The following is a 22,450-nucleotide window of genomic DNA, read 5'->3' on the forward strand; positions in this document are numbered from 1 at the left end:
CTTTGCCGAATGATTCTTTTAGCCATCGAATCTTCTTGTGATGAAACTTCTGCTGCTGTAATGGTAAACGGAGAATTGATGTCAAATGTTATTTCGACTCAATTAATCCATACCCAATGGGGCGGTGTTGTGCCCGAACTTGCCAGCAGAGAACATCAAAAAGCCATTATTCCGGTGGTTGAAGAAGCCCTACATAAAGCAAATATAAGCAAAAATCAACTGAATGCGATTGCTTTTACACGTGGACCCGGATTATTAGGTGCACTTTTGGTAGGAACTTCATTTGCAAAATCTCTTGCGCTTAGTCTGAATATCCCTTTAATTGAAGTAAATCACATGCAGGCGCATGTATTAGCCCATTTTATCGAAGAGCCTAAGCCGAAATTCCCTTTCATTTGCCTGACGGTTAGTGGGGGACACACCCAATTAGTTTGGGTTAAATCGGCCCTTGAAATGGAAATCATCGGAGAAACTTTAGACGATGCAGTAGGTGAAGCTTTCGACAAAACTGCCAAGTTAATTGGACTTCCTTACCCCGGCGGACCCCTAATTGACAAATTGGCAAAGGAAGGAAATCCCTTAAAATTTGCATTTCCCATGGGAGAAATCCAGGGTTTAAATTATTCCTTTTCAGGCATAAAGACTTCCATTCTTTATTTTTTACAAAGAGAAACCAAAAATAATCCCAATTTTATTGAGGAAAATAAAGCTGATATTTGTGCATCGGTGCAACATACGCTCATCGAAATTTTGCTAAAAAAAGCCAAACGTGCCATGCGCGAAATGAATTGCAAACAAATCGCCATTGCTGGCGGAGTTTCCGCCAATTCAGGCCTTCGAAACCGTTTGCAGGAAATGGGAAGTAAAGAAGATTGGGATGTATTCATTCCTGCATTTTCTTACTGTACAGATAATGCAGGAATGATTGCCATGGCCGGACACTTCAAAGGTTTAGCCAAAGAATATTGCGGACAGGATGTAAGTCCTATGCCGCGTATGGAAATTTAAAGGCTTCCTATTTTTTCCAGTAATTCAGCTGCATGTGAATCACTCACCGGAATTTCTATTTCACCAATTTTAATTCGTTGGTGCTTAATAGAATTTATTTTGCGAAGATTTACAATGAAAGATTTGTGCACACGCATAAACATAAAATCCACCACACGTGCCTCAATAGATTTCATGGTCATCTTGGTCAATATTGGCCTTTTTTCTCCTTCCAAATAAATTTTAATGTAATCCTTTAGGCCTTCAATATGGGTAACTTGTGGAATAGGTATTTTAACTAATGAGTATTCAACATTTACAAAAAAGAAATCTTCTTTGGAGGCTTTCTGACTGCCAACAACTGACGCATGTTCCGTTTTTTCAGCTAAAAATATTTTATAAGCCTTGTGACAGGCCAAGCTAAAACGCTCCATAGAAACAGGCTTCACCAAATAATCCACCACATCCATTGAAAAACTTTCCACAGCATATTGATCATAAGCTGTAATAAAAATCACCAAGGGTTTATTCGTTAAAGATTGAATAAATTGAGTGCCTAACATACCTGGCATTTGAATGTCTGAAAAAATCAAATCTACTGGCTCCTTGGCCAAAACTTCCATAGCTTCGAAAGCATTTTTACAAGAACCTACTAAATTCAAAAAAGGAATTTGTCGTACATTTTCTTCTACCAATTTACGACCCATGCTTTCGTCGTCCAGCACAATACAATTCATTTTTTCCATATTAAATCTTTTTGTCTAAAGTCATATTTAACTTAACTCTAAAATCTTCACCCTTTTCGCAAATTTCCAAGGTATGTTTTTCAGGATAAAGTAATTGCAATCGCCTGCTCACATTTTTCAAACCAATTCCTGAGCTCGGCTCCTGAGAATCATTATGCGTTACTCCCTTTTGGTTCTGAACAATAAATTCCAAATCTCCATCTTCAATCGAAAAAAATATCTCAATTTTAGGGTTCAAAACTTGATTAATTCCATGTTTAAATGCATTTTCCACAAAAGGAATTAGCAACATCGGCTCAATCATGCAGGCCCGAACAATCCCATTTTCTTTAAAACTAATTTCTACATCCTCGCCAAATCTAACCTTTTGCAAATCAATATAATTTTTCAAATAATCCAATTCCTTGCCCAATGGTATCATCGTTTGATCTGAATCATATAACATATACCGCATCAAAGAAGACAATTTCAAGGTCACCGATTCGGCTTCTTGATGTGCCTTGGTCCTCACCAAATAAACAATACTGTTTAGCACATTGAAAATAAAATGGGGACTTATTTGTGATCTCAAAAAAGACAATTCCGATTTCAATTGCTCTTGAGTTTCTTCTGCTTTAATGGCTTGAATTTTAATAAACTCAAGCAAAAGTCCATAGGTTGAACCAATCCCAGCTATAAGCACTAAAGGAAATAAACCTTGAGGCCCTAAAATATTTCGTTCATCATGTTCAAATTGAATCACGTAAGTTTGAATGAAAGATTCCAAGTAAAAAAAGGCAAGTACAGATAAAACCAATCCGCCCAAGTAGAAAAACACGCCTCTCGTTTTAAATATTTTTGGTACTAAAAATAAGGTAATCCAATAAAAAAGAGGAACAACAACTGACAATTCAATGTAAATATGTTCCGAAAATTCTGGACTTGCATGCGGATGTGGATGGGTATTCTCATGGGGTTGGTGTACTGGACTTAAAAGTGGAAGCCCAATCCACATACTCCAAAGTATGAGATTGAATAATATTTTAAAAGTTGTAATGGTTCTTCGGGAACTCCAAACTTGCCACATAATTGATTTATTCTATACAAAACTACCTATTTAAGTCAATTTAGAAAAAGGTTACATCTCCACAATAACCTAATTTGTCCACATGGCCTATGATAAACATATTTCTTTTTTAGATTTGTAAAAATTTAACACCTAATACAAATGAAAAAATTAGCCTTAGTGATGCTTGTCGGAACTCTGTTTACACATTCAGTTTCTGCCAATTTAGTACAATTATCGGACACTGTTAAAGTAAGTCATAAAAAAGATGAAATGAAAACGCTAGTTGGGGTTGGAAGCAAATTGAAATCTTGGGGAATTTCAGCTGGGCCAATGGCTCAATTTGGATCCATGGGATCACAATCTGGATTTCAGGTTTCTTTCCATGCCAACAATAAACTTTCAATTGGTATGGCAGGTTTGTTTTCAACAAAAAGAAACAATACTCCAATGATTGGTGCTTATGGCCCTGAACTTCGCCAACATTTCATGGGTTTGAATTTAGAATATACACCGAAAGCAAATGCTTTGGTACATTTAAGTTTCCCATTAATGATAGGTACTATTGCCCAAGAAGACCCTTTGGCATATATTCAAAACAGAATAGACCCAACAGGTCAACCTGTCTATGATTTTGTCGATAACATGTACGGCAGAAATGATTTCAATAGACATTATTTAAAATCACTAGGCGTACAACCCGGTATAAATTTAGAAGTAAATTTATTTAAATATGCAAAGTTGTTTGGAGGCCTTAATTACCGTTTTGCTTTCGGAGAAAATGCTAATTCGGATATTCAAGGAGTTTCTGGACAATTTGGATTCAAGTTTGGCGTTTTCAACAAAAAAATCAAGAAATAACCTTTCTACTCTTAATAAACAAAAATAGCCGGGTGACCGGCTATTTTTTTGTTTTATATCTTCTAGAAATTCCGATCTCCGACCTCTCGCTTGCCCAGCATAACCGAGCCCACCATGGCTACAAAGAAAAGAACTGTTACCAATTCAAATGGCAATAAATACTCTGAATAAAGTACCTTTCCTAGATTTTCAACCATCCCATTGTTAGGGTTAAAAGTTGATTCGTCTGGGGTAGGATATTGAATAGTTCTAAAAGCAGCTACCAAAATAACCAATACAGAACCTGCTACAACCGTACCTGCCAATTTGGTTAGGTTGGTTTTAGAATCTGGAATATTCTTTTTCAAATCAAACATCATGATCACAAAAAGAAATAAAACCATAATAGCACCGGCATAAACAATGATATTTACAGCCATTAAAAATTGTGCATTTAACAACACATAATGTCCGGAAATACAAAAGAATGTAAATACCAAATACAATACACTATGAATAGGATTTTTTGAAAGTACAACCATCAATGCGCTCAAAAGCGTTAATCCAGAAAGAAAATACCAATAATTTGAAACTTCCATATTTTTTTATTTCCAACCGTCGCGTAAATAGCGTTGGTCCATTTTTTCAACTAATTTATCTTTTCCGTAAATAACCTCATCTCTTTCAAGGAAGGCTGGAACAATTTTATCATGACGTAGGTAAATTGCCTGCTTTGGACAAGCCTCTTCACACAAGCCACAGAAAATACAACGCAACATATTGATTTCATAAACCTGCGCATATTTCTCTTCACGATACATATTTTCTTCTCCTGCCTTTCTTTCTCCTGCAACCATTGAAATGGCTTCAGCCGGACAAGCAACTGCGCAAAGTCCACAAGCTGTACATCTTTCAGCACCATTTTCATCACGTTTCAAAATATGGTGACCGCGATAAATTGGTCCTAAATATCTTTGTTGTTCAGGATATTTAATGGTTACAGGTTTTTGGAAAAAGTGTTTCAAGGTAGTAGCCATACCTCCCACAATTGCCGGAAAGTACAAACGCTCTGCCAAGGTCATTTCACCTTGCTCCAAAACTTTAGTTCTATTCGTTAATTTCATATTAGGCAATTTTTTTCTTTACAGTTAATTGGTCATAAATGATCAGTCCTAAGATCAACAAAACAAATCCAGCTATACCTGCAATAATTGGCTGACCAGACAAGATACCAATGCCTGTTACTAAAACGTTATAAATAGATAGAGGGATTAAACCTGTCCATCCTAAATTCATTAATTGATCATAGCGGAAACGAGGTAAAGTCCAACGCACCCACATAAATACAAATACAAAGAATAATGCTTTACCAATTAAGGCGCCCGCACCAATGAAGGCAGCCGGAGTTTCACCCAATTTATTTGCTACGAACTCATAACCTGGATAATCATAACCTCCGAAGAACAAGGTTGCCATTACAGCTCCAGAAATGAACATGTTGATGTATTCTGCAAATAGGTAAAAACCTAATTTCATGGAAGAGTATTCTGTATGGTATCCACCAATTAATTCAGTTTCGCATTCTGGCAAGTCAAATGGTGTTCTATTACACTCGGCAAAAGCGCAAACAATGAAAATGATGAATCCGAGCGGTTGGTAAAAAATATTCCAATGTCCATTTTGTTGTGCCTCCACAATTGTTTTGGTGGAAAGCGAGCCAGAGAACATCAAAATGGCAATGATGGAAAGTCCCATAGCCAATTCATAGGAAATATTCTGTGATGCAGCACGTATACCACCCAACAAAGCATATTTGTTATTGGATGCCCAACCACCAATTAAAATCCCATAAACGCCCAAAGAAACGATTCCAAATACCCATAAAATTCCGATATTCACGTCAATTCCTTGTAAATCAAATGTTACTCCGGCAACGGTTACAGTATCACCAAATGGAATAACTGCTGAAGTCATTAGAGCTGTTAACATAGACAAACAAGGCCCCATGATAAACAACCACTTATTGGCATGAGAAGGAATAAAATCTTCCTTCATGAACATTTTAACCGCATCTGCTAAAGGTTGTAAAATTCCGAAAGGACCCGCTCTATCTGGACCCACACGGTCTTGCATAAAAGCTGCAATTTTTCTTTCGAAGTATGTAGAATAAGCTGCGACTCCTAAAGTGATTGCAAACACCACTAGGATAATAACAGCTTTAGCCATAAATAATGTATTTGTAGGTTCCATAGTTTATTTTTCAGCTGCTGGTAAAGATGTTGGAATATTCAAAAAGCTTCTGTCTCTATCATCTTCAATTTGCTTGAAATTCTGAGCAGCATGTTGAATTGGAAAAGCAGGACGAATCAAATTTGCACCATATTTATTTGCAGAAATGACTGAGTTTCTTGAAATCTTAGATGGTCCTTCAATCGTCCAATCAGAGGTCTTTTTCCGATCAAAACGACATGTGTTACAAATAAATTCTAAGGATTCACCCCACTCATTTTTACGGGAAGTAACGCGAATGACTTCATCTCCACGATACCATAAAATCACATTTCCCGAGCATTTATCGCAACTACAATGTGCATCTACTGGCTTGGAGAACCAAACACGACTTTTGAAACGATAGGTTTTATCTGTTAATGCTCCAACCGGACAAACATCAATCATGTTTCCTGAGAAATCATTATCTACTGCTTGTTCGATATAAGTGGAAATTTCGGCATGGTCTCCACGGTGCATAACCCCATGAACACGTCCGTCTGTAATTTGGTCAGCTGTATAAACACAACGGTAACACAAAATACAACGATTTTTATTCAATTTAATATGAGGTCCTAAATCTGTTTCCTCAAATGTATTTCTCTCTTCTACGGTACGCGTTGAGGCAACGCCATGTTCAAAAGAAAAGTCTTGTAAATGGCATTCTCCTGCTTGGTCACAAACAGGGCAATCTAGTGGGTGATTTAACAACAAAAACTCCACTACTCCTTTTCTTGTTTCAATTACCTGCTCATTGATTGCATTTTCAACAATCATCCCATCTTGAACCTGCGTAATACAAGCTGGAACTAATTTAGGCATTGGTCGAGGGTCTTTTTCAGAACCTGCAGTAACCTTAACCAAACAGGCACGACATTTTCCACCTGAGGACTTTAATGGCTCATAATAGCACATTGCAGGCGGGGCAACCTCCGGGCCAATTTTCCTTGCGGCCTGCATGATCGTTGTACCTGCTTCTACCTCAATGGTTATATTGTCTATGGTAACTTTCATATTTGTTTCTTTATAACCTTATTTAAACTAACTCACTTTCTATTTTTTCCCAACGAGCTACAAATGATTGCAATTCATACCCTTTCACTCGTTGTTTTAATTCATTTGAAATTTCTTCTTTTTGTTTCTGAGAAATATTCAATTGTTGCCAAATTAATTCAGCTGCATCGTTTTCTTCTAAATTTTCCACTAACACATTTTCCAAGCCTTCTGAAAAATCTTCAATCCCCCCTGTTCCTCTAAATCCAACTATTTGTAATCCAATGGAAGCCGCCTCCAACATTACCAAAGGGAATGGATCTTCACGTGAAGACAAGAAAAATATATCTGCCAACTCAAAATATGGTCTAGCATCAGATTTTACTGGCACCAAATGTATTTTTCCGTCAGTATCAAACTTTCGAATTTCAGCTTTAATTTCTTCAGAAAATAAATTATCACTAATACCCAACCACACAAAATGCAAATCAGGACTTTTCTTAATCAACATTCTGGCAACTCGGATAAATACATCCGTTCCCTTTCTCCATTCGGCCAAACCACAACCAAAAACTACTTTTGCTTCCTCCGGAATTTCCAATTCCATTCGCAATATCTCAGCAGATTTTGCCTTTGGATTCTTAGAGAACTCCACCATTGGCGACAATAGTGTTATTTTATTTTCATTTATTTGGCACCTTTTTTGAAGAACATCTCCTACTTTTTTAGACACCACCCAAATATGTTTCACTTTTTCGGCTAAAAATTTCAAATCAGCCTCAGAAGCATACATAGACAATGAAAAATCTAATTCATGCACATAGCAAGCAAGATTTGCACGCAAACCTTGAATTTTCTGCATGACATTCAAGGAGGCTACCGTATTGCCAATAATTAACTCAAAACGTTCCTTTCGAAGTTCCCGAATCAATATGGCGATTTCCTCTCTGGATGGTTCTTCAATCACCATTTCCTCTCGTTTGAGAAAAGGTATTTTCTTTAAAATTTTATTTCCTTTATCTCGCTCAACCTGCCAAACCCAAACTTTGGCATATTTTTGGTATTGTTGCAAAAGTACTCCTCCTCTTTCCAACAACAAATAATTCTCAATACCTCTTTTCTTTTGTTCTTTAAGCCAATTCAATAACACAAGCTGTGCTCCAGCTCGGTTTGCATCATGGCCTATAAACAAAATCTTTTTAGACATATCAAAATTAATTAGACCAACTAGCGCCGGGTCTCATATAAACAGCTCCTGGTTTTGTTGCCAATTCTGGGTGCTCAATATGCCATTCAAATTCATCCCTAAAATGTCTAATAGCTGCTGCTACCGGCCAAGAAGCGGCATCTCCTAGTGGACAAATTGTATTCCCTTCAATTTTTTTGGCTACATCCACCAATAAATCTACATCCTCTTTTCTACCTTCTCCACTTTCTATTCGGTGCAACACCTTGTCCATCCAACCTGTACCCTCTCTACACGGAGAACATTGTCCACAAGATTCATGATGATAAAAACTTGCAAAGGTTAAGGTATTATGAACGATACAAGTAGTTTCATCCATTACAATAAATCCGCCAGAACCTAACATGGTTCCTGTTGCAAATCCACCATCAGAAAGTGACTCATACGTCATTCTTCTTTTCTCTCCATTGGCAGTAGTCAAAATTAATTCTGCAGGTAAAATAGGTACAGAACTTCCTCCAGCAATTACTGCTTTTAGTTTATGACCATCTCGTATGCCTCCACACCATTCCTCTGAAAAAATAAAATCTTCAACAGTGATACCTAAAGGAATTTCATAAACACCTGGCTTTTTCACATGTCCTGAAACCGAAATCAATTTCGTTCCTGTGCTTCTTCCTTCTCCTATAGCTGCATAGGCATCGCCACCGTTATTTACAATCCAAGAAGTCGCAGATATAGATTCAACATTATTAACAACTGTTGGGCATTGCCACAATCCTTTTACTGCTGGGAATGGTGGTTTGTTTCTAGGATTTCCTCTTTTACCTTCTAAAGATTCCAATAAGGCTGTCTCTTCACCACAGATATAAGCTCCTCCACCAGGTTGAACATATAAATCCAAATCATAACCTGAACCTAAAATATTCTTCCCCAAAAATCCTTTATCATAAGCCTCTTGAATGGCTTTTTCCAAAATATGGATCACATACATCAATTCACCTCTTACATATATATAAGACGTGTTGGCACCTAAAGCGAAGGACGATACAATCATTCCTTCAATTAAAGTATGAGGACTTTTTGCCATCAAATAATGGTCTTTGAAGGTCCCTGGCTCCGATTCATCCGCATTACAAACCAAGTAACGAGGTACCCCTTCTGGCTTTGCCAAAAAAGACCACTTCATTCCTACTGGAAATCCTGCACCACCACGACCTCTCAATCCGGACTTTTTCACTTCTTCCGTTACCTCATCCGGACTCATATTTTTCAATGCCTTAGTTACTGCTTGATAACCACCGTGCTTCATAAAAACATCGATTGTTTCAATATTGGGGACATCAATATGTTCAGTTAATATTTTCATTCGAACTTATTTTCCTAATTCATCAATAATTTGATCCACCTTTTCTTTGGTAAGGTGCATGTAATATTTTTCACGGATTTGAAATACAGGTCCCCAGCCACATGCAGCCAAACACTCAACTTCTTTGATAGTAAACTTTCCATCAGCAGTTGTTTCACCCGTTTCAATACCCAATCTTTTTTTCAAGTGGTCATATACTTCTACCCCACCCATTAAGCAACAAGGACCCGTTCTGCAATATTCAATCACATGCTCACCCACTGGCTCCAAATGAAACATGGTATAAAATGTCGCCACTTCATAAACCTCCACTGGTTGAATATTTAACAAGCTTGCCACATAGTCCATTACCTCCGGACTACACCATCTCCACTCAGCTTGTGCAAGATGTAAAATTGGCAACAAAGCCGATTTCTGTTTTCCCTCCGGATAACGGGCAATAATTCTTTTAACTAATTCTAAGGTCTCTGCCGGAAAGGCTACCTGTGTTTTCGCTTCCATCCTTTTCAATTATGTATCTAATTCTCCTGCAATCACATTCATTGACGACATCGTAACGATGGCATCTGACAAAGTTGTTCCTTTAATCATTTCTGGGAATGCCTGATAATAAATAAAACAAGGTCTTCTAAATTTCAAACGGTAAGGACTTCTTCCTCCATCTGACAATAAGTAAAATCCTAACTCACCATTTCCACCTTCTACAGAATGATATACTTCCCCTACGGGTGCATCTATCTCACCCATAATGATTTTAAAATGGTAAATCAAAGCTTCCATGTTTTTATAAACATCTTGCTTTTCTGGTAAATAATAATGCGGAGCATCTGCATGGAAAGGACCTTCAGGCAAATTTTTCATTGCCTGTTCAATAATTCGCAGACTTTGCCACATCTCCTCCTGGCGAACCAAGAAGCGATCATAGGTGTCTCCTTTCGTTCCAACAGGCACCTCAAATTCAAAATCTTCATACGATGAATAAGGATTCATCACACGAACGTCGTAATCAACTCCGGCAGCACGTAGATTGGGTCCTGTAAATCCGTAGTTCAAAGCTCTTTCTGCTGAAATACCTCCCACGTTTTGCGTACGATCCATAAAGATTCTATTACGCATTACTAAGCCTTCAAATTCCTTTAAAACCTTGGGAAGGCCTTCTATTACCTTATTTATTTTTTCAATCGCTACTGGAGAAAAATCTCTTTCCATTCCTCCAAAACGACCCATATTCGTAGTCAATCGTGCTCCACACAATTCTTCGTAGATTTCATAGATAAATTCTCTCCACTGAAAAATATATAAAAAACCCGTTAATGCACCAGTATCTACTGCCAAAACTGAATTACAAATGATGTGATCAGCAATACGTGCCAATTCCATCATAATCACACGCATGTATTGTGCTCTCTTAGGTACCTCAATACCTAACAATTTTTCCACAGTCATGTGCCATCCCATGTTGTTGATGGGAGCCGAACAATAATTCATTCGGTCAGTCAAGGTGGTAATTTGGTATAAGGGTTTTCTTTCTGCAATTTTTTCAAATGCTCGATGTATGTACCCTACTGTTTGCTCTGCATCTACAATTGTTTCTCCATCCATGGTTAGGATATTCTGGAAGATACCATGTGTTGCAGGGTGTGTAGGACCCAGGTTCAAGGTTGTTAACTCATTTACATAAGGACCACCTGTTGCCGTTTTGTCGATACCTACATTAGGATTATTTACTAAACTTATTTCCGACATATCTTTTCCGTCTTATCTACCGAATAATTCATCAATTTTATCATGACGCGTAGCATCTTCCACTGGATATTCCTTACGCATTGGGAAGTAATCCATTTCGTCCATATTCAAAATACGCTTTAAATTGGGATGACCCTCAAAAATGATTCCATAGAAATCAAAGGCTTCTCTTTCCATCCAGTTGGCAGTAGCATAAAGCCCTGTAATGGTAGGAAAAACTGGATTTTCGATAGGTGCATACGCTTTAATCCAAATACGCACATTGTTTTCCAAGCTGTGCAAATGGTATATCACACCTAATTCTTGACCTTTTGCATCTGGAAAATGAATTCCAGCCAAATCGGTTAAAAACTGAAATTTAAATGCAGAATGTTGGTATAAATAATGAATCAGGGGAACAATTGTATCTGTTCCTACTGTCACCTGCAAAATACCATGCGATTCACCAATTCCATAAATAGCAGTTTCCCCAAATTGCGATTGAAGGTCTGCGATGATTTGTTGATTTGTAATCTTCTCCATCTTCAATTATTCAATGCCATAAGAGGCTAATAAAGCTTTATATTCGGGAGTATGGCGACGACGAGTCGATTCATTTTTCGCCAATTCCTGAATTTGCATAAATCCTTCTAAAATTTGTTCTGGACGTGGTGGACAACCTGGAACATAAACATCCACTGGAATTACACGATCAATACCTTGCAATACAGAATAGGTATCAAATATACCTCCAGAGCATGCACAAGCACCTACAGACAACACCCAACGAGGTTCTGCCATTTGTAAATAAACTTGCTTAACAACCGGAGCCATTTTCTTGGAAATGGTTCCCATTACCATTAACACGTCTGCTTGGCGAGCCGAAAAACTCATACGCTCTGAACCAAAACGAGAAATATCGTAATGTGCGGCCATGGTTGCCATGAACTCAATTCCGCAACAGGAAGTAGCAAAGGGCAAAGGCCACAAAGAGTTTGACCTCGCCATACCCACTAAATGGTCTAAACTGGTTGCAAAAAATCCTTGCCCCTCAATTCCTGGAGGCGCTTCTGCCAACTGGATATCTGAATTACTCATATTTTGAATTTACTTTGTCTTAATAAATAGGGATTATTTCTCCCACTTTAAAATTCCTTTCTTAATCACATAAACGAAACCTGCCAATAACAAGCCCATAAAAACAGCCATTTCCCAGAAACCTGTCCATGACAATTGCTTGAAATTTACAGCCCATGGGTACATAAACACAATTTCAATGTCGAACAAGACAAATAAAATAGCCACTAAAAAATACTTGATTGAGATTGGGGTACGGGCATCACCTTGTGACTCAATACCACACTCAAATGCCTCATCTTTTAATTTCGTGCTTCTTCTTGGGCCTAGAATATGAGTTACAATCATTGTAAAAACAATGAAACCCATAGCCGCTGCCAATTGAACAAAGATTGGCAAAAAATCAGAAGGTTGGTAATTCATAAAAATCTTATCTTAAATCAAGACGCAATTTACTCACTAAAATTCAAATATGAAGTTTTTTCATTAAAAATACTTTGTTTTTCCAGGGACAGCCACTGGATACAATCCGTTCTCATCTGGCTTCAATGGCATTTCAGCATCCCAAGTGAATTGAGAAGGTGCCAAACTTAAACCCGAATTAATTGCAGCATCCCATTCAATCTCCTGTCCGGAATAGGTTGCCATTCTTCCTAAAATGGATGTCATTGTAGAATAAGCCCCATTTTCTGCATCAGCAAACTTATAATTTCCAGCGGCAACTTCGGCCCATAATTCATCATGCTCTGTTTGATAAGGATTATTTTCCAATGTTTTTTTATCATACCCAAATTTCAGATTTCCTTTTGAATCTAAAATTTTTGCCGCATCAAATTCCACCTTCCCTTTAGTCCCGACTAAAAGTTCATCTACTTTGGTCCAAGTTCCAGGTATGTGACGACATTGGCTATTCAAAATTGTCCCGTCTGCATATTCAAATTCAACTAAGTGATGATCGAATATCTCCCCATAATTTTTTCCTTTTCTCACTTCTCTTCCGCCTGTTCCTCTAGCACGTACAGGATATCCGTTTTTTGCCCAATTTATTACATCTATATTATGGATATGTTGCTCAGTAATATGATCCCCACAAATCCAATTGAAATAATACCAGTTACGTAATTGGTATTCCATTTCAGTTTGACCTGCGGTTCTTGGTTTTACCCAAACACCATCATTGTTCCACCAACAGGAAGCAGAAACAATTTCGCCAATCTGTCCATCCTGAACCCGCTTCATCAACTCTCTGTATGAATTTTGGTAATGTCTTTGCAATCCTACCACCACATTTAATTTTTTCTCCTTGGCAATTTTAGCAGCAGCCAAAACTCTTTGAACTCCTGCAGGATCTGTGGCAACAGGCTTTTCCATAAATATCTGCTTGCCTTGCTTTACAGCTTCCTCAAAATGAATAGGTCTAAATCCAGGAGGAGTAGATAATATTACCACATCAGCCAATTCCATGGCTTTTTTATAAGCGTCAAATCCTACAAATTTATGATCTTCGGAAACTTTAACCTTCTGGTTAACCATAATTTCCTTAGGCGATTTATCTTTTACCTTAGAGGTCATTATGCTCTTATAACATCCGTCTAGTCTATCCTTAAAAACATCTGCCATCGCAACCAATTGAATATTCTCCTTAGTTGACAATGCCTGTACAATTGCACCCGTACCACGCCCACCGCATCCTATTAGTGCTACCTTAATGGTATCATTCACATTGCTCTGCGAAAAACTAACATTGGATAACCAAGGAGCAATCGTTAAACTACTAGTAATTAAACTAGATTTTTTCATAAAATCTCTTCTTGAATTTTTCATAGATATAGTTTTAAAGGTTTTTATTTATTCATCTAAATATTTTGAAAAAAACGCATTAATTTCCTCTTTACTAGGTTGCTTCTCAGGTCTAAGCACCCTAAATCCAACAAATGGAGAGTCTGCATTCCACCATTTACTTTTAGGGATTTGTGGATCTCTCCTATTCCAAATTGGATCTGCAGCCTGTCGAAAACCTTTTGTTAGTTCTGATTTGGGCGACCTAAAATTTCCTCCTTTTACCAAGGCATCAGCATCCTTTTCAATAAATACAGCCTGATTAGGTGGCAATGTGGATTTTTTTGCTTGATAATGATCCAATACCCATTCCGAGACATTACCCATCATATCATAAATACCTAAAGCATTAGGCAATTTTTGAGCCACTTTTCTGTATTTATTTCCTGAATTTTCCTCGAACCAAGCCTCATTCATTACATTAGAAATCGCAGCACCTTGGGTACCCAAGTCATAGGCATATTCCCATTCGGCTTCCGTAGGAAGTCTGTAAAAAACATTTGTTTTGGCATACAACCACTTACAATACATTAATGCTGCAAACTGTTGCATGGAATTAGCGGGGAATCCTCCTACTTTTCCCATCCCCAAAGTAAAATCAATGTAAGGTGGACTTGGCCGCGTAATTGCATCGGGACCCTCGATAGGTGGCTTGGGTTCAGGATCTCTTTCTTCTTCAAAAAACAATTGGTATTCATCATAAGTTACCTCAGTTTTTCCAATCCAAAAAGCACTCATCGACTGATTGTCTATTTTTCCCGAGGGAACAGCAATCATTTCAAATTTTACTAATGTACCAGGAATTTGTTGAACATAGTTTTTATTCGATTGAGCATACAATTGAATGCATAAAAAAAGCCCAAGAACAATGCATAAAACTCTTAAATAAACAAAATTCATTCTTTATAATAGGTTATTATTAAAATTGATTTCTAATTTACCGGCATTTTTTTGCCAAACCAAAATTTTCAAATCTTTAAATTTACCAATAATTTCTTTTAATAATTCAATTGGTACAATTGTTGCAGCTGTGGCTATCCAATCTGCTCTTGCACCATCATCTGAAAGTACAGTTGCTGATTTTGAATGCTCAAGTGCCCAACCCGTTGTAGGGTCTAACACATGTGAATACACCTTCCCATTTAATGAAAGAGTTTGGTAGGTATTTCCTGAACTTGCAATGGCAGAATTACTAACTAAGATGAGTTTGTCTGCAAGTTCTTTACTTTGAGGCAACTCTAATCCCACCTTCCATTTTTCCCCATTTTCGTTTACTTGCGTGCAAACTATTTTACCACCTGCATCAACAAGTACCTGAGGAAATCCACTTTTTACTAAAAAATTCACCACCTCTTGAGCAACAAAACCTTTCCCAATTGACCCAAAATCTATTTGACAAGTAGAATTTATTAAACGAATCGAGGAACTATCTTTTGAAAATTCAATACAGTCTCCGGCGATATCCTTACTCATTCGAGCAAGCATCAGAGAGTCCGGTAAAATTTTGTTTTTTCTGGATTTCCTCCACTCCTGAACCAATTTACCTGCAAACACATTTAATCGACCCTGGGATAAATTCTTAGCTTCTAAGGATTCAATAAGAATAGCTTTAAATTGCTTTTTTATGGCATAAAAATGTCCCGTTCCCGCCAATTTATTAACGATTGATACATCCGAAGTAGCCCGATAATCACTTAATTGATTTTCTAAATCCTCAGCATAAGAAAAAGCCTCTCCTACAACCTTAGCTAAACCTGTGGAATCTGCCGTTGAAACAATAATTTTAAAGGGCGAACCCATCTTACCTGTTTCAAAATCATACTTTTTAAATTGAGTAAACCCGGTATTACATAAGAAAACTAACAAAATAGTACAGAAAGTTAATTTTTTCATCATATTCGAAAAATTACAATTTTTTTTTCGTAATTTTGTCCTGCAAATAAGGGTATGATTTCCCTACATCAACATTAGTACCATTACCCAATACAAATTATTTGCCATGTTAGATACATCCAAATTCCTTTTTGAAGCTTTAACCTACGATGACGTATTGTTATTGCCTGCCTATTCTGAGGTTTTACCCCGTGAAGTAAGCACTCAAACTCGACTGACAAAAAACATTTTGCTAAACACGCCAATCGTTTCAGCAGCAATGGATACAGTTACCGAAGCTGACTTGGCAATTGCCATGGCACAAGAAGGTGGAATTGGAATTATCCACAAAAACATGAGTATTGAAAAACAAGCTGCTCAAGTTAGAAAGGTAAAAAGATCTGAATCAGGAATGATCATTGATCCAATTACTTTAAACGATTCACAAAACATTGGCGATGCCCAGCGTTTGATGAAAGAAAATAAAATCGGTGGAATCCCAGTAATCAATAGCGCAGGTATATTAGTAGGTATTTTAACTAATCGCGACCTTCGTTTCCAAAAAGATGCTTCCTTGAAAATCTCAGAAATCATGACCAAGGAAAATCTAATTACTGCTACTGAAGGAATCAGCATGGAATCTGCAGAAAGCATTTTACAAGAACATAAAATCGAAAAATTACCTATTGTTGATAAATCTGGAAAATTAATCGGATTAATTACGTATAAGGATATTTTAAAGCGTAAAAGTCACCCTTTAGCTTCTAAGGATTCTCTGGGACGTTTACGTGTAGGTGCAGCTGTTGGAGTAACACACGATTTATTAGACAGAGTTCGTGCCTTAGTACAAGTGGGTGTGGATGTGGTTAGTATTGATACCGCCCATGGACACTCATTAGGCGTTATTAATGCCTTGAAATCCGTTAAAAAAGAATTTCCAAACTTGGATGTGATTGTTGGAAATATTGCCACAGGTGAAGCCGCAAAGGCATTAGCCGAGGCTGGTGCTGATGCAGTAAAAGTGGGTGTAGGACCAGGTAGTATTTGTACAACTCGTATCATAGCTGGTGTTGGAATGCCTCAATTAACTGCAGTATATGAAGCAGCTAAAGCAACTGAAAAATACAATGTACCAGTTATTGCCGACGGAGGAATTCGTTATTCTGGAGATATTGCCAAAGCAATTGCTGGTGGAGCTAGTACTGTGATGATCGGTTCTATGTTGGCCGGAACGGAAGAGGCGCCAGGTGAAATGATTATTTTAGAAGGAAGAAAATTCAAATCATATCGGGGAATGGGTTCATTAGAAGCCATGGAAGATGGTTCTAAAGATCGTTATTTCCAAGATGCTGAAGATGATATCAAAAAATTAGTTCCCGAGGGAATTGTAGGTCGCGTACCTTTCAAAGGCTCAGTTGTTGAAATCCTATACCAAATGGTAGGTGGTTTAAAAGCTGGTATGGGCTATTGTGGTGCTAACAGCATTCCAAACATGCAAAAAGCAAAATTTGTTAAAATAACTGCTGCAGGAGTTAAGGAATCTCATCCACACGATGTAAGCATTTCAAAAGAAGCTCCAAATTACTCTGCCAAGTAAATGAATAATTTAAAAAACGACTTATTAATTCGCGCCGCAAAAGGTGAAGCTGTAGAACGTGTGCCCGTTTGGGTAATGCGACAAGCTGGTCGAATATTACCCGAATACCGTGAAGTGAGAGCCAAAGCCGGTTCTTTCATCAACCTTGCAACTACCCCAGAACTAGCCGCAGAAGTGACTATTCAACCCGTAACACGATTTGGAGTTGATGCTGCTATTATTTTTTCAGATATTTTGGTAGTACCAGAGGCAATGGGACTACCCTACCAAATGGAGGAACAGAAAGGCCCCGTTTTTCCTGAGGTAATTCGATCAGCAAAAGATCTTGAAAAACTTCGTTTAGCTGAACCAGAACAAGATTTATCTTACGTATTGGAGGCAATTAAAATTGTAAAAAAGGAATTAAACAATAAAATCCCTTTAATCGGTTTTGCGGGTGCCCCCTTTACCATTTTTTGTTACATGGTAGAAGGCAAAGGATCCAAAACATTTTCTCAAGCAAAGAAAATGCTTTATGCTGAACCTGCCTTAGCTCATCAATTATTGCAATTAATAACGGATTCAACCATAAAATACCTAAAATCTCAAATTGCTGTAGGAGCTAATTTGTTGCAGATTTTTGATTCTTGGGCTGGCATATTAAGTCCAGCGCAATACTCAGAATTCTCTACCAAATACCTTTGTCAAATTTGTGATGCAATAGAGGAAGTTCCAGTAACCTTATTTTCAAAAGGCGCATTTTTTGCCCGGGAAGAAATGGGCAAATTAAATTGCAACACAATCGGTTTGGATTGGAATATGGACATTGCTGAGTCCAGAAAATTAGTTGGTCCAACAAAAACCTTACAAGGCAATTTAGATCCATGTGCCTTATATGGAGATTTTGCTACTATTAAAAAAGAAACAATTCACATGTTAGAACAATTTGGCAGACAAAGAACCATTGCCAATTTAGGACATGGAGTTTATCCAGATATTGACCCAGACAAGGTTGCTTGTTTCATAGATACAGTTCAATCTTGGTAAAATAAAAACAACATGGAAATTAAAAGTGCAAAATTTGTGATGAGTAATTCGGAATACCAAAAGTGTCCCCCACCTCATCGTGCTGAATTTGCATTTATCGGAAGATCCAATGTGGGAAAATCCTCTTTGATCAATTCACTGACCTTTACCAAAGGATTAGCCAAAACTTCACAGACACCAGGTAAAACCCAATTAATTAACCATTTTCTAATCAACGATCGCTGGTTTTTGGTTGATTTACCAGGATACGGATATGCAAAGGTAAGTAAGGAGATTCGTCAAAAATTTGAAAAAATGATTTTTGACTACCTTTTAAAAAGAGAGAATCTAGTTTGTTTATATATTTTGGTAGATATCCGACACAAACCTCAACCCATTGATGTAGAATTCATGAATCGAATGGGGGAGGCACAAATACCATTTTATGTTGTATTCACAAAGGCGGACAAGCTGTCAAACAAACAAATTCAAGAATCAGTAGAAACCTATCAACAAATATTAGGGGAAACCTGGGAAGAGCTTCCAGAAATGTTCATCACTTCCGCTGAGAAACATCTGGGACGTGAAGAAATTCTTCAATCCATTGAGGATTTAATTAAATCTTCGCCATACAAATAAAAAATTCTTATTTTTGCATCGAAATAAACAAATTGAATGGAATTATTAAATGAAATCGCCCATATATCTGGGAAAAGTGGACTTTACAGAGTTTTAAAACCTACTCGTACAGGAGTTATTGTTGAAACATTAGACGCTGCTAAACAAAAATCTGTGGTTGGGGGACAAACTAGAATCTCAGTGTTAAAAGACATTTCTTTGTACCTAGATGACCACCAAGACAGCACTTTACCATTAGGCGATTTATTTCTTGCATTACATGCAAAGTTCAATGGAGTTTTACCATTGGATCCCAAAAAAGCAAATGATGCAGAATTATTTGGACAATTAGAGCTTGTAGTTCCCAACTACAATCAAGACAGAGTTTATGCCTCTGACATCAAGAAAATCCTTTCTTGGTATGTAATTTTATTTAACAACCTTCCTGAATTATTTCCTGCCCCTGAAAAGAAAGTGAAAGTGGAAAAAGAAGAGAAAGCAGAAAAAACTGAGAAAGCTGAGAAAAAAGAAGCTAAGCCTAAAAAAGCAGCAGCTAAAAAATAAAAAAAGGAGCCAATTGGCTCCTTTTTCTTTTATGATTCAATTTCTTATTTCAAAGAATTAATCCATTTTGCAATTTTCACTGCATCATCCTTAGGTACAGTCATGGGTGCCATTGGAGGATAACCTGGCCAATTAGATGGCTGAGGTTTAGCCATTAAACCTACAATTTTATCAACAGAATATTTCTTTTTTGCTACGTCTTTATAAGCAGGACCCACTAAACGTGCATCTACTTTATGACAAGCAAAACAAGTATATTTTTGCATTAAAGGCTTGATATCAGCAGGAAAATCTTCTGCTTTTGCCTGATTTCCAAATGCTACTAAAGCAATTACGGCGGAAAAAATAAGTTTAGAAATCTTTTTCATCAAAGGTATTTGTTTAATTAATATGCAAATAAAAGAGTTTTTTATGAATTATGAGTTATGGGTTATGAGTTATGAGTTAAAAAATTAAAAAAATATCCATAACCCATAACTCATAACTCATAACCCATAACCCATAACTCATAATTCATAATTCAAAACAGCCTCCCGCACACTACCATATTTCTCCAGCAAGTCAGCAGCTGTTTCATCATCCGCACCTGTTGCCTCCTTCACCATTCGAATCGCACGAAGCACCAATTTATGGTTACTCAATTGCATGTCGAACATTTTATTCCCCTTCACACGACCCAATTGAATCATAACAGCTGTTGAAATCATGTTTAAGACTAATTTTTGTGCCGTACCTGACTTCATGCGAGTACTTCCTGTTACAAATTCGGGACCAACCACTACCTCAATTGGACACTCAACTTCTTTCGACAAAGCTGAATTTTCATTGCAAACAATACAAGCCGTAAAAATCCCTTTCTGCTTTGCGGTTCGAACACCTCCAATTACATAAGGAGTTCTTCCCGAAGCAGCAATACCAATCACAGAATCTAATTCATTGATTTGATGGGCCTCCAAATCCTTCCAAGCTTGTTCTAAATCATCTTCTGCATTTTCAACAGCTTTTCGAATAGCCTTGTCACCGCCTGCAATCAATCCAATCACCCATTCGTGTGGGACGCCAAAAGTTGGGGGACACTCAGAAGCATCCACAATTCCTAATCGACCACTGGTACCAGCACCTATGTAAAACAAACGTCCCCCTTGCTTCATTCTTGTAGAAACTTCTTCTACAACTTTAACAATCTTTGGAATCACTTTTTCCACTGCCAAGGGTACTGTTTTGTCCTCGGCATTGATATTTTGTAACAAAGTTAAAATACTCTGTTTTTCCAAGTCTTCGTATTTGGAAGAAGATTCGGTAGCCAATTGTCCTAAATTTTCTATCATTAGGAATGTAATTGTTTAAATTTTTGAAAGAAATAAGGAATTGTTTCAATCCCTTTATAAAAATTAAATAAGCCAAAATGCTCATTTGGCGAATGGATATCATCTGAATCTAATCCAAAGCCCATTAAAACCGACTTAATACCTAGTTCTTTTTCAAACAAAGCCACAATAGGAATACTTCCACCACCTCTGGTTGGAATAGCTGGTTTCCCGAAGGTTATTTCCATAGCCTCGGATGCCGCCTGAAAGGCCACATGGTCTGTTGGCATAACATAGGCCTCCCCACCATGATGAGGTGTTACCATAACCTTTACTCCCTTAGGTGCAATTGATAAAAAGTGCTTCGTAAACAATTCCGTAATTTTATTAGACGATTGATTAGGAACTAAACGCATAGAAATCTTCGCATGGGCCACTGAAGGAAGCACCGTTTTTGCACCTTCACCAATATACCCTCCCCATATTCCGTTTACATCCAAAGTCGGACGAATAGAGGCTCTTTCCAAAGTTGTATAACCTGATTCACCATGAACCGCAGCAATATCTAATTCCTTTTGGTAGGCTTCTAGGTCAAATGGAGTTTGAGCCATTGCTGCACGATCAGAAGCACTCAATTCTTCCACATCCTCGTAAAACCCTGGAATGGTAATGCGATTAAACTCATCTTGTAATGAGGCAATCATCTGACACAAAATGTTTACGGGATTGGCCACTGCACCCCCATAGACTCCTGAGTGCAAATCTTTATTAGGTCCTTGAACTTTCACCTCCAAATAACTCAATCCGCGCAAACCACTTTCAATTGATGGTATATCATTTGCGATCATTGCAGAATCAGAAACCAAAATAACATCTGCCTGCAATCGTTCTTTGTTATTTTTTACAAAAACTTCTAAATTATCAGAACCAATTTCTTCCTCTCCTTCAATCATAAATTTTACATTACAAGGCAATTCTCCTGATTGGTTCATGGCTTCAAAAGCCTTGATGTGCATATAAACTTGTCCTTTATCATCACAAGAACCACGAGCATATATTTTTTCATCTCTGATGGTCGGTTCAAAAGGTGGGGTTTCCCATAAATTCACTGGGTCTGCAGGCTGCACATCGTAATGTCCATAAACTAAAACTGTGGGTAAGGTAGAATCAATTAATTTTTCCCCATAAACCACCGGATGTCCTGGTGTTTCTTCTAAACGAACATTATCTGCACCTGCTACTCTTAATTTTTCTACAATCCACTCGGCCGCTCTTCGAACATCTCCCTTATAGGCAGGATCTGCCGACACTGAAGGGATGCGTAAAAGCTCAAAAAGTTCTTGTAAAAATCTTTCTTTATTGGAATTTATAAATTGTTGCGAAGCTTGCATTTTGTGACATTTAATTCGTCA

At 37.5% G+C, this 22,450-nt stretch carries 25 protein-coding genes; 6 read left to right on the top strand and 19 right to left on the bottom strand.

Going from position 1 to position 22,450, the window contains the following annotated elements; all coding sequences use genetic code 11:
* Positions 1-9 precede the first annotated feature (9 nt).
* On the top strand, positions 10-1,008 hold the full coding sequence (gene tsaD / locus EOJ36_RS07675) for a tRNA (adenosine(37)-N6)-threonylcarbamoyltransferase complex transferase subunit TsaD (protein WP_127804013.1): 999 nt from the start codon (positions 10-12) through the stop codon (positions 1,006-1,008).
* Here tsaD and EOJ36_RS07680 read toward each other — a convergent pair.
* Entirely contained in the window at positions 1,005-1,733 is a 729-nt protein-coding gene (locus tag EOJ36_RS07680) for a LytR/AlgR family response regulator transcription factor (RefSeq protein WP_238944438.1), read from the bottom strand. The two genes, tsaD and EOJ36_RS07680, sit on opposite strands and share 4 nt — an antisense overlap.
* 1 nt (position 1,734) lies before the next feature.
* Entirely contained in the window at positions 1,735-2,727 is a 993-nt protein-coding gene (locus EOJ36_RS07685; RefSeq protein ID WP_164847870.1) for a sensor histidine kinase, read from the bottom strand.
* Positions 2,728-2,940: 213 nt separating this feature from the next.
* Here EOJ36_RS07685 and EOJ36_RS07690 point away from each other — a divergent pair, with 213 nt between their 5' ends.
* Positions 2,941-3,639, top strand: a complete 699-nt coding sequence (locus EOJ36_RS07690; RefSeq protein WP_127804017.1) for a hypothetical protein — start codon at positions 2,941-2,943, stop codon at positions 3,637-3,639.
* Between the two features lie 62 nt (positions 3,640-3,701).
* On the opposite strand, the gene EOJ36_RS07695 is transcribed toward EOJ36_RS07690, so the two are convergent.
* The 14 genes from EOJ36_RS07695 to EOJ36_RS07760 form a co-directional block, all read right to left on the bottom strand.
* Positions 3,702-4,217, bottom strand: a complete 516-nt coding sequence (locus tag EOJ36_RS07695; protein ID WP_127804019.1) for an NADH-quinone oxidoreductase subunit J family protein — start codon at positions 4,215-4,217, stop codon at positions 3,702-3,704.
* Positions 4,218-4,223: 6 nt separating this feature from the next.
* Positions 4,224-4,742: a NuoI/complex I 23 kDa subunit family protein gene (locus tag EOJ36_RS07700; RefSeq protein ID WP_127804021.1), complete on the bottom strand. Its 519-nt coding sequence runs from the start codon at positions 4,740-4,742 to the stop codon at positions 4,224-4,226.
* Position 4,743: 1 nt separating this feature from the next.
* Positions 4,744-5,868 carry an NADH-quinone oxidoreductase subunit NuoH gene (gene nuoH, locus EOJ36_RS07705; protein WP_127804022.1) on the bottom strand — a complete coding sequence of 375 codons (1,125 nt, stop codon included), beginning with the start codon at positions 5,866-5,868 and terminating at the stop codon, positions 4,744-4,746.
* A 3-nt stretch (positions 5,869-5,871) separates the two neighbouring features.
* Positions 5,872-6,900 (bottom strand): 2Fe-2S iron-sulfur cluster-binding protein, encoded by a 1,029-nt coding sequence (locus EOJ36_RS07710; RefSeq protein ID WP_127804024.1) that lies wholly within the window; start codon positions 6,898-6,900, stop codon positions 5,872-5,874.
* Positions 6,901-6,922: 22 nt separating this feature from the next.
* Entirely contained in the window at positions 6,923-8,086 is a 1,164-nt protein-coding gene (locus EOJ36_RS07715; RefSeq protein ID WP_127804026.1) for a glycosyltransferase, read from the bottom strand.
* 7 nt (positions 8,087-8,093) lie between these two features.
* Positions 8,094-9,434: an NADH-quinone oxidoreductase subunit NuoF gene (gene nuoF, locus EOJ36_RS07720; protein ID WP_127804028.1), complete on the bottom strand. Its 1,341-nt coding sequence runs from the start codon at positions 9,432-9,434 to the stop codon at positions 8,094-8,096.
* 6 nt (positions 9,435-9,440) lie between these two features.
* On the bottom strand, positions 9,441-9,935 hold the full coding sequence (locus EOJ36_RS07725) for an NADH-quinone oxidoreductase subunit NuoE family protein (protein ID WP_127804030.1): 495 nt from the start codon (positions 9,933-9,935) through the stop codon (positions 9,441-9,443).
* A gap of 9 nt (positions 9,936-9,944) precedes the next feature.
* Positions 9,945-11,180: an NADH dehydrogenase (quinone) subunit D gene (gene nuoD / locus EOJ36_RS07730; protein ID WP_127804032.1), complete on the bottom strand. Its 1,236-nt coding sequence runs from the start codon at positions 11,178-11,180 to the stop codon at positions 9,945-9,947.
* Positions 11,181-11,192: 12 nt separating this feature from the next.
* Complete coding sequence (locus tag EOJ36_RS07735; protein WP_127804034.1) at positions 11,193-11,702, bottom strand: NADH-quinone oxidoreductase subunit C; 510 nt, start codon at positions 11,700-11,702, stop codon at positions 11,193-11,195.
* A 6-nt stretch (positions 11,703-11,708) separates the two neighbouring features.
* Positions 11,709-12,257, bottom strand: a complete 549-nt coding sequence (locus tag EOJ36_RS07740) for an NADH-quinone oxidoreductase subunit B (RefSeq protein ID WP_127804036.1) — start codon at positions 12,255-12,257, stop codon at positions 11,709-11,711.
* Positions 12,258-12,290: 33 nt separating this feature from the next.
* Positions 12,291-12,659, bottom strand: coding sequence for an NADH-quinone oxidoreductase subunit A (locus EOJ36_RS07745; protein ID WP_127804038.1), 369 nt, complete (start codon positions 12,657-12,659; stop codon positions 12,291-12,293).
* 63 nt (positions 12,660-12,722) lie between these two features.
* A complete protein-coding gene (locus tag EOJ36_RS07750) occupies positions 12,723-14,060 on the bottom strand; it encodes a Gfo/Idh/MocA family protein (protein ID WP_127804040.1) in 1,338 nt (445 codons plus the stop codon).
* Between the two features lie 24 nt (positions 14,061-14,084).
* The gene (locus EOJ36_RS07755; protein WP_127804042.1) at positions 14,085-14,975 is read right to left on the bottom strand and encodes a formylglycine-generating enzyme family protein; all 891 of its coding nucleotides are present in this window, start codon (positions 14,973-14,975) and stop codon (positions 14,085-14,087) included.
* Between the two features lie 3 nt (positions 14,976-14,978).
* The gene (locus EOJ36_RS07760) at positions 14,979-15,971 is read right to left on the bottom strand and encodes an FAD:protein FMN transferase (protein ID WP_127804044.1); all 993 of its coding nucleotides are present in this window, start codon (positions 15,969-15,971) and stop codon (positions 14,979-14,981) included.
* Between the two features lie 103 nt (positions 15,972-16,074).
* Here EOJ36_RS07760 and guaB point away from each other — a divergent pair, with 103 nt between their 5' ends.
* Genes guaB through EOJ36_RS07780 form a run of 4 tightly spaced genes read left to right on the top strand, consistent with a single transcriptional unit; the run spans position 16,075 to position 19,731 of the window.
* Positions 16,075-17,544: an IMP dehydrogenase gene (gene guaB, locus EOJ36_RS07765; RefSeq protein WP_127804046.1), complete on the top strand. Its 1,470-nt coding sequence runs from the start codon at positions 16,075-16,077 to the stop codon at positions 17,542-17,544.
* Positions 17,545-18,570, top strand: a complete 1,026-nt coding sequence (gene hemE, locus EOJ36_RS07770) for a uroporphyrinogen decarboxylase (protein WP_127804047.1) — start codon at positions 17,545-17,547, stop codon at positions 18,568-18,570.
* Between the two features lie 12 nt (positions 18,571-18,582).
* A complete protein-coding gene (gene yihA / locus EOJ36_RS07775) occupies positions 18,583-19,188 on the top strand; it encodes a ribosome biogenesis GTP-binding protein YihA/YsxC (RefSeq protein ID WP_127804049.1) in 606 nt (201 codons plus the stop codon).
* Between the two features lie 36 nt (positions 19,189-19,224).
* Positions 19,225-19,731 (top strand): DUF5606 family protein, encoded by a 507-nt coding sequence (locus EOJ36_RS07780; RefSeq protein WP_164847871.1) that lies wholly within the window; start codon positions 19,225-19,227, stop codon positions 19,729-19,731.
* 44 nt (positions 19,732-19,775) lie between these two features.
* Here EOJ36_RS07780 and EOJ36_RS07785 read toward each other — a convergent pair whose 3' ends face one another.
* The 3 genes from EOJ36_RS07785 to EOJ36_RS07795 form a co-directional block, all read right to left on the bottom strand.
* Positions 19,776-20,099, bottom strand: a complete 324-nt coding sequence (locus EOJ36_RS07785; protein ID WP_127804051.1) for a c-type cytochrome — start codon at positions 20,097-20,099, stop codon at positions 19,776-19,778.
* A 138-nt stretch (positions 20,100-20,237) separates the two neighbouring features.
* Entirely contained in the window at positions 20,238-21,059 is an 822-nt protein-coding gene (gene murQ / locus EOJ36_RS07790; protein WP_127804053.1) for an N-acetylmuramic acid 6-phosphate etherase, read from the bottom strand.
* Entirely contained in the window at positions 21,059-22,429 is a 1,371-nt protein-coding gene (locus EOJ36_RS07795) for a dipeptidase (RefSeq protein WP_127804055.1), read from the bottom strand. Before EOJ36_RS07795 ends, murQ begins: the two co-directional genes overlap by 1 nt.
* Positions 22,430-22,450 lie beyond the last annotated feature (21 nt).

The organism is Sandaracinomonas limnophila (assembly GCF_004005965.1).
Classification (GTDB): domain Bacteria; phylum Bacteroidota; class Bacteroidia; order Cytophagales; family Spirosomataceae; genus Sandaracinomonas; species Sandaracinomonas limnophila.

Coding starts and splice junctions, on each gene's coding strand:
- murQ (WP_127804053.1), bottom strand. CDS start 21,059: ATGATAGAAAATTTAGGACAATTGGCTACCGAATCTTCTTCCAAATAC.
- EOJ36_RS07680 (WP_238944438.1), bottom strand. CDS start 1,733: ATGGAAAAAATGAATTGTATTGTGCTGGACGACGAAAGCATGGGTCGT.
- EOJ36_RS07780 (WP_164847871.1), top strand. CDS start 19,225: ATGGAATTATTAAATGAAATCGCCCATATATCTGGGAAAAGTGGACTT.
- guaB (WP_127804046.1), top strand. CDS start 16,075: ATGTTAGATACATCCAAATTCCTTTTTGAAGCTTTAACCTACGATGAC.
- EOJ36_RS07695 (WP_127804019.1), bottom strand. CDS start 4,217: ATGGAAGTTTCAAATTATTGGTATTTTCTTTCTGGATTAACGCTTTTG.
- EOJ36_RS07795 (WP_127804055.1), bottom strand. CDS start 22,429: ATGCAAGCTTCGCAACAATTTATAAATTCCAATAAAGAAAGATTTTTA.
- nuoF (WP_127804028.1), bottom strand. CDS start 9,434: ATGAAAATATTAACTGAACATATTGATGTCCCCAATATTGAAACAATC.
- nuoD (WP_127804032.1), bottom strand. CDS start 11,180: ATGTCGGAAATAAGTTTAGTAAATAATCCTAATGTAGGTATCGACAAA.
- EOJ36_RS07740 (WP_127804036.1), bottom strand. CDS start 12,257: ATGAGTAATTCAGATATCCAGTTGGCAGAAGCGCCTCCAGGAATTGAG.
- EOJ36_RS07785 (WP_127804051.1), bottom strand. CDS start 20,099: ATGAAAAAGATTTCTAAACTTATTTTTTCCGCCGTAATTGCTTTAGTA.
- EOJ36_RS07745 (WP_127804038.1), bottom strand. CDS start 12,659: ATGAATTACCAACCTTCTGATTTTTTGCCAATCTTTGTTCAATTGGCA.
- hemE (WP_127804047.1), top strand. CDS start 17,545: ATGAATAATTTAAAAAACGACTTATTAATTCGCGCCGCAAAAGGTGAA.
- tsaD (WP_127804013.1), top strand. CDS start 10: ATGATTCTTTTAGCCATCGAATCTTCTTGTGATGAAACTTCTGCTGCT.
- EOJ36_RS07715 (WP_127804026.1), bottom strand. CDS start 8,086: ATGTCTAAAAAGATTTTGTTTATAGGCCATGATGCAAACCGAGCTGGA.
- EOJ36_RS07755 (WP_127804042.1), bottom strand. CDS start 14,975: ATGAATTTTGTTTATTTAAGAGTTTTATGCATTGTTCTTGGGCTTTTT.
- EOJ36_RS07725 (WP_127804030.1), bottom strand. CDS start 9,935: ATGGAAGCGAAAACACAGGTAGCCTTTCCGGCAGAGACCTTAGAATTA.
- EOJ36_RS07760 (WP_127804044.1), bottom strand. CDS start 15,971: ATGATGAAAAAATTAACTTTCTGTACTATTTTGTTAGTTTTCTTATGT.
- nuoH (WP_127804022.1), bottom strand. CDS start 5,868: ATGGAACCTACAAATACATTATTTATGGCTAAAGCTGTTATTATCCTA.
- EOJ36_RS07710 (WP_127804024.1), bottom strand. CDS start 6,900: ATGAAAGTTACCATAGACAATATAACCATTGAGGTAGAAGCAGGTACA.
- yihA (WP_127804049.1), top strand. CDS start 18,583: ATGGAAATTAAAAGTGCAAAATTTGTGATGAGTAATTCGGAATACCAA.
- EOJ36_RS07735 (WP_127804034.1), bottom strand. CDS start 11,702: ATGGAGAAGATTACAAATCAACAAATCATCGCAGACCTTCAATCGCAA.
- EOJ36_RS07750 (WP_127804040.1), bottom strand. CDS start 14,060: ATGAAAAATTCAAGAAGAGATTTTATGAAAAAATCTAGTTTAATTACT.
- EOJ36_RS07690 (WP_127804017.1), top strand. CDS start 2,941: ATGAAAAAATTAGCCTTAGTGATGCTTGTCGGAACTCTGTTTACACAT.
- EOJ36_RS07685 (WP_164847870.1), bottom strand. CDS start 2,727: ATGTGGATTGGGCTTCCACTTTTAAGTCCAGTACACCAACCCCATGAG.
- EOJ36_RS07700 (WP_127804021.1), bottom strand. CDS start 4,742: ATGAAATTAACGAATAGAACTAAAGTTTTGGAGCAAGGTGAAATGACC.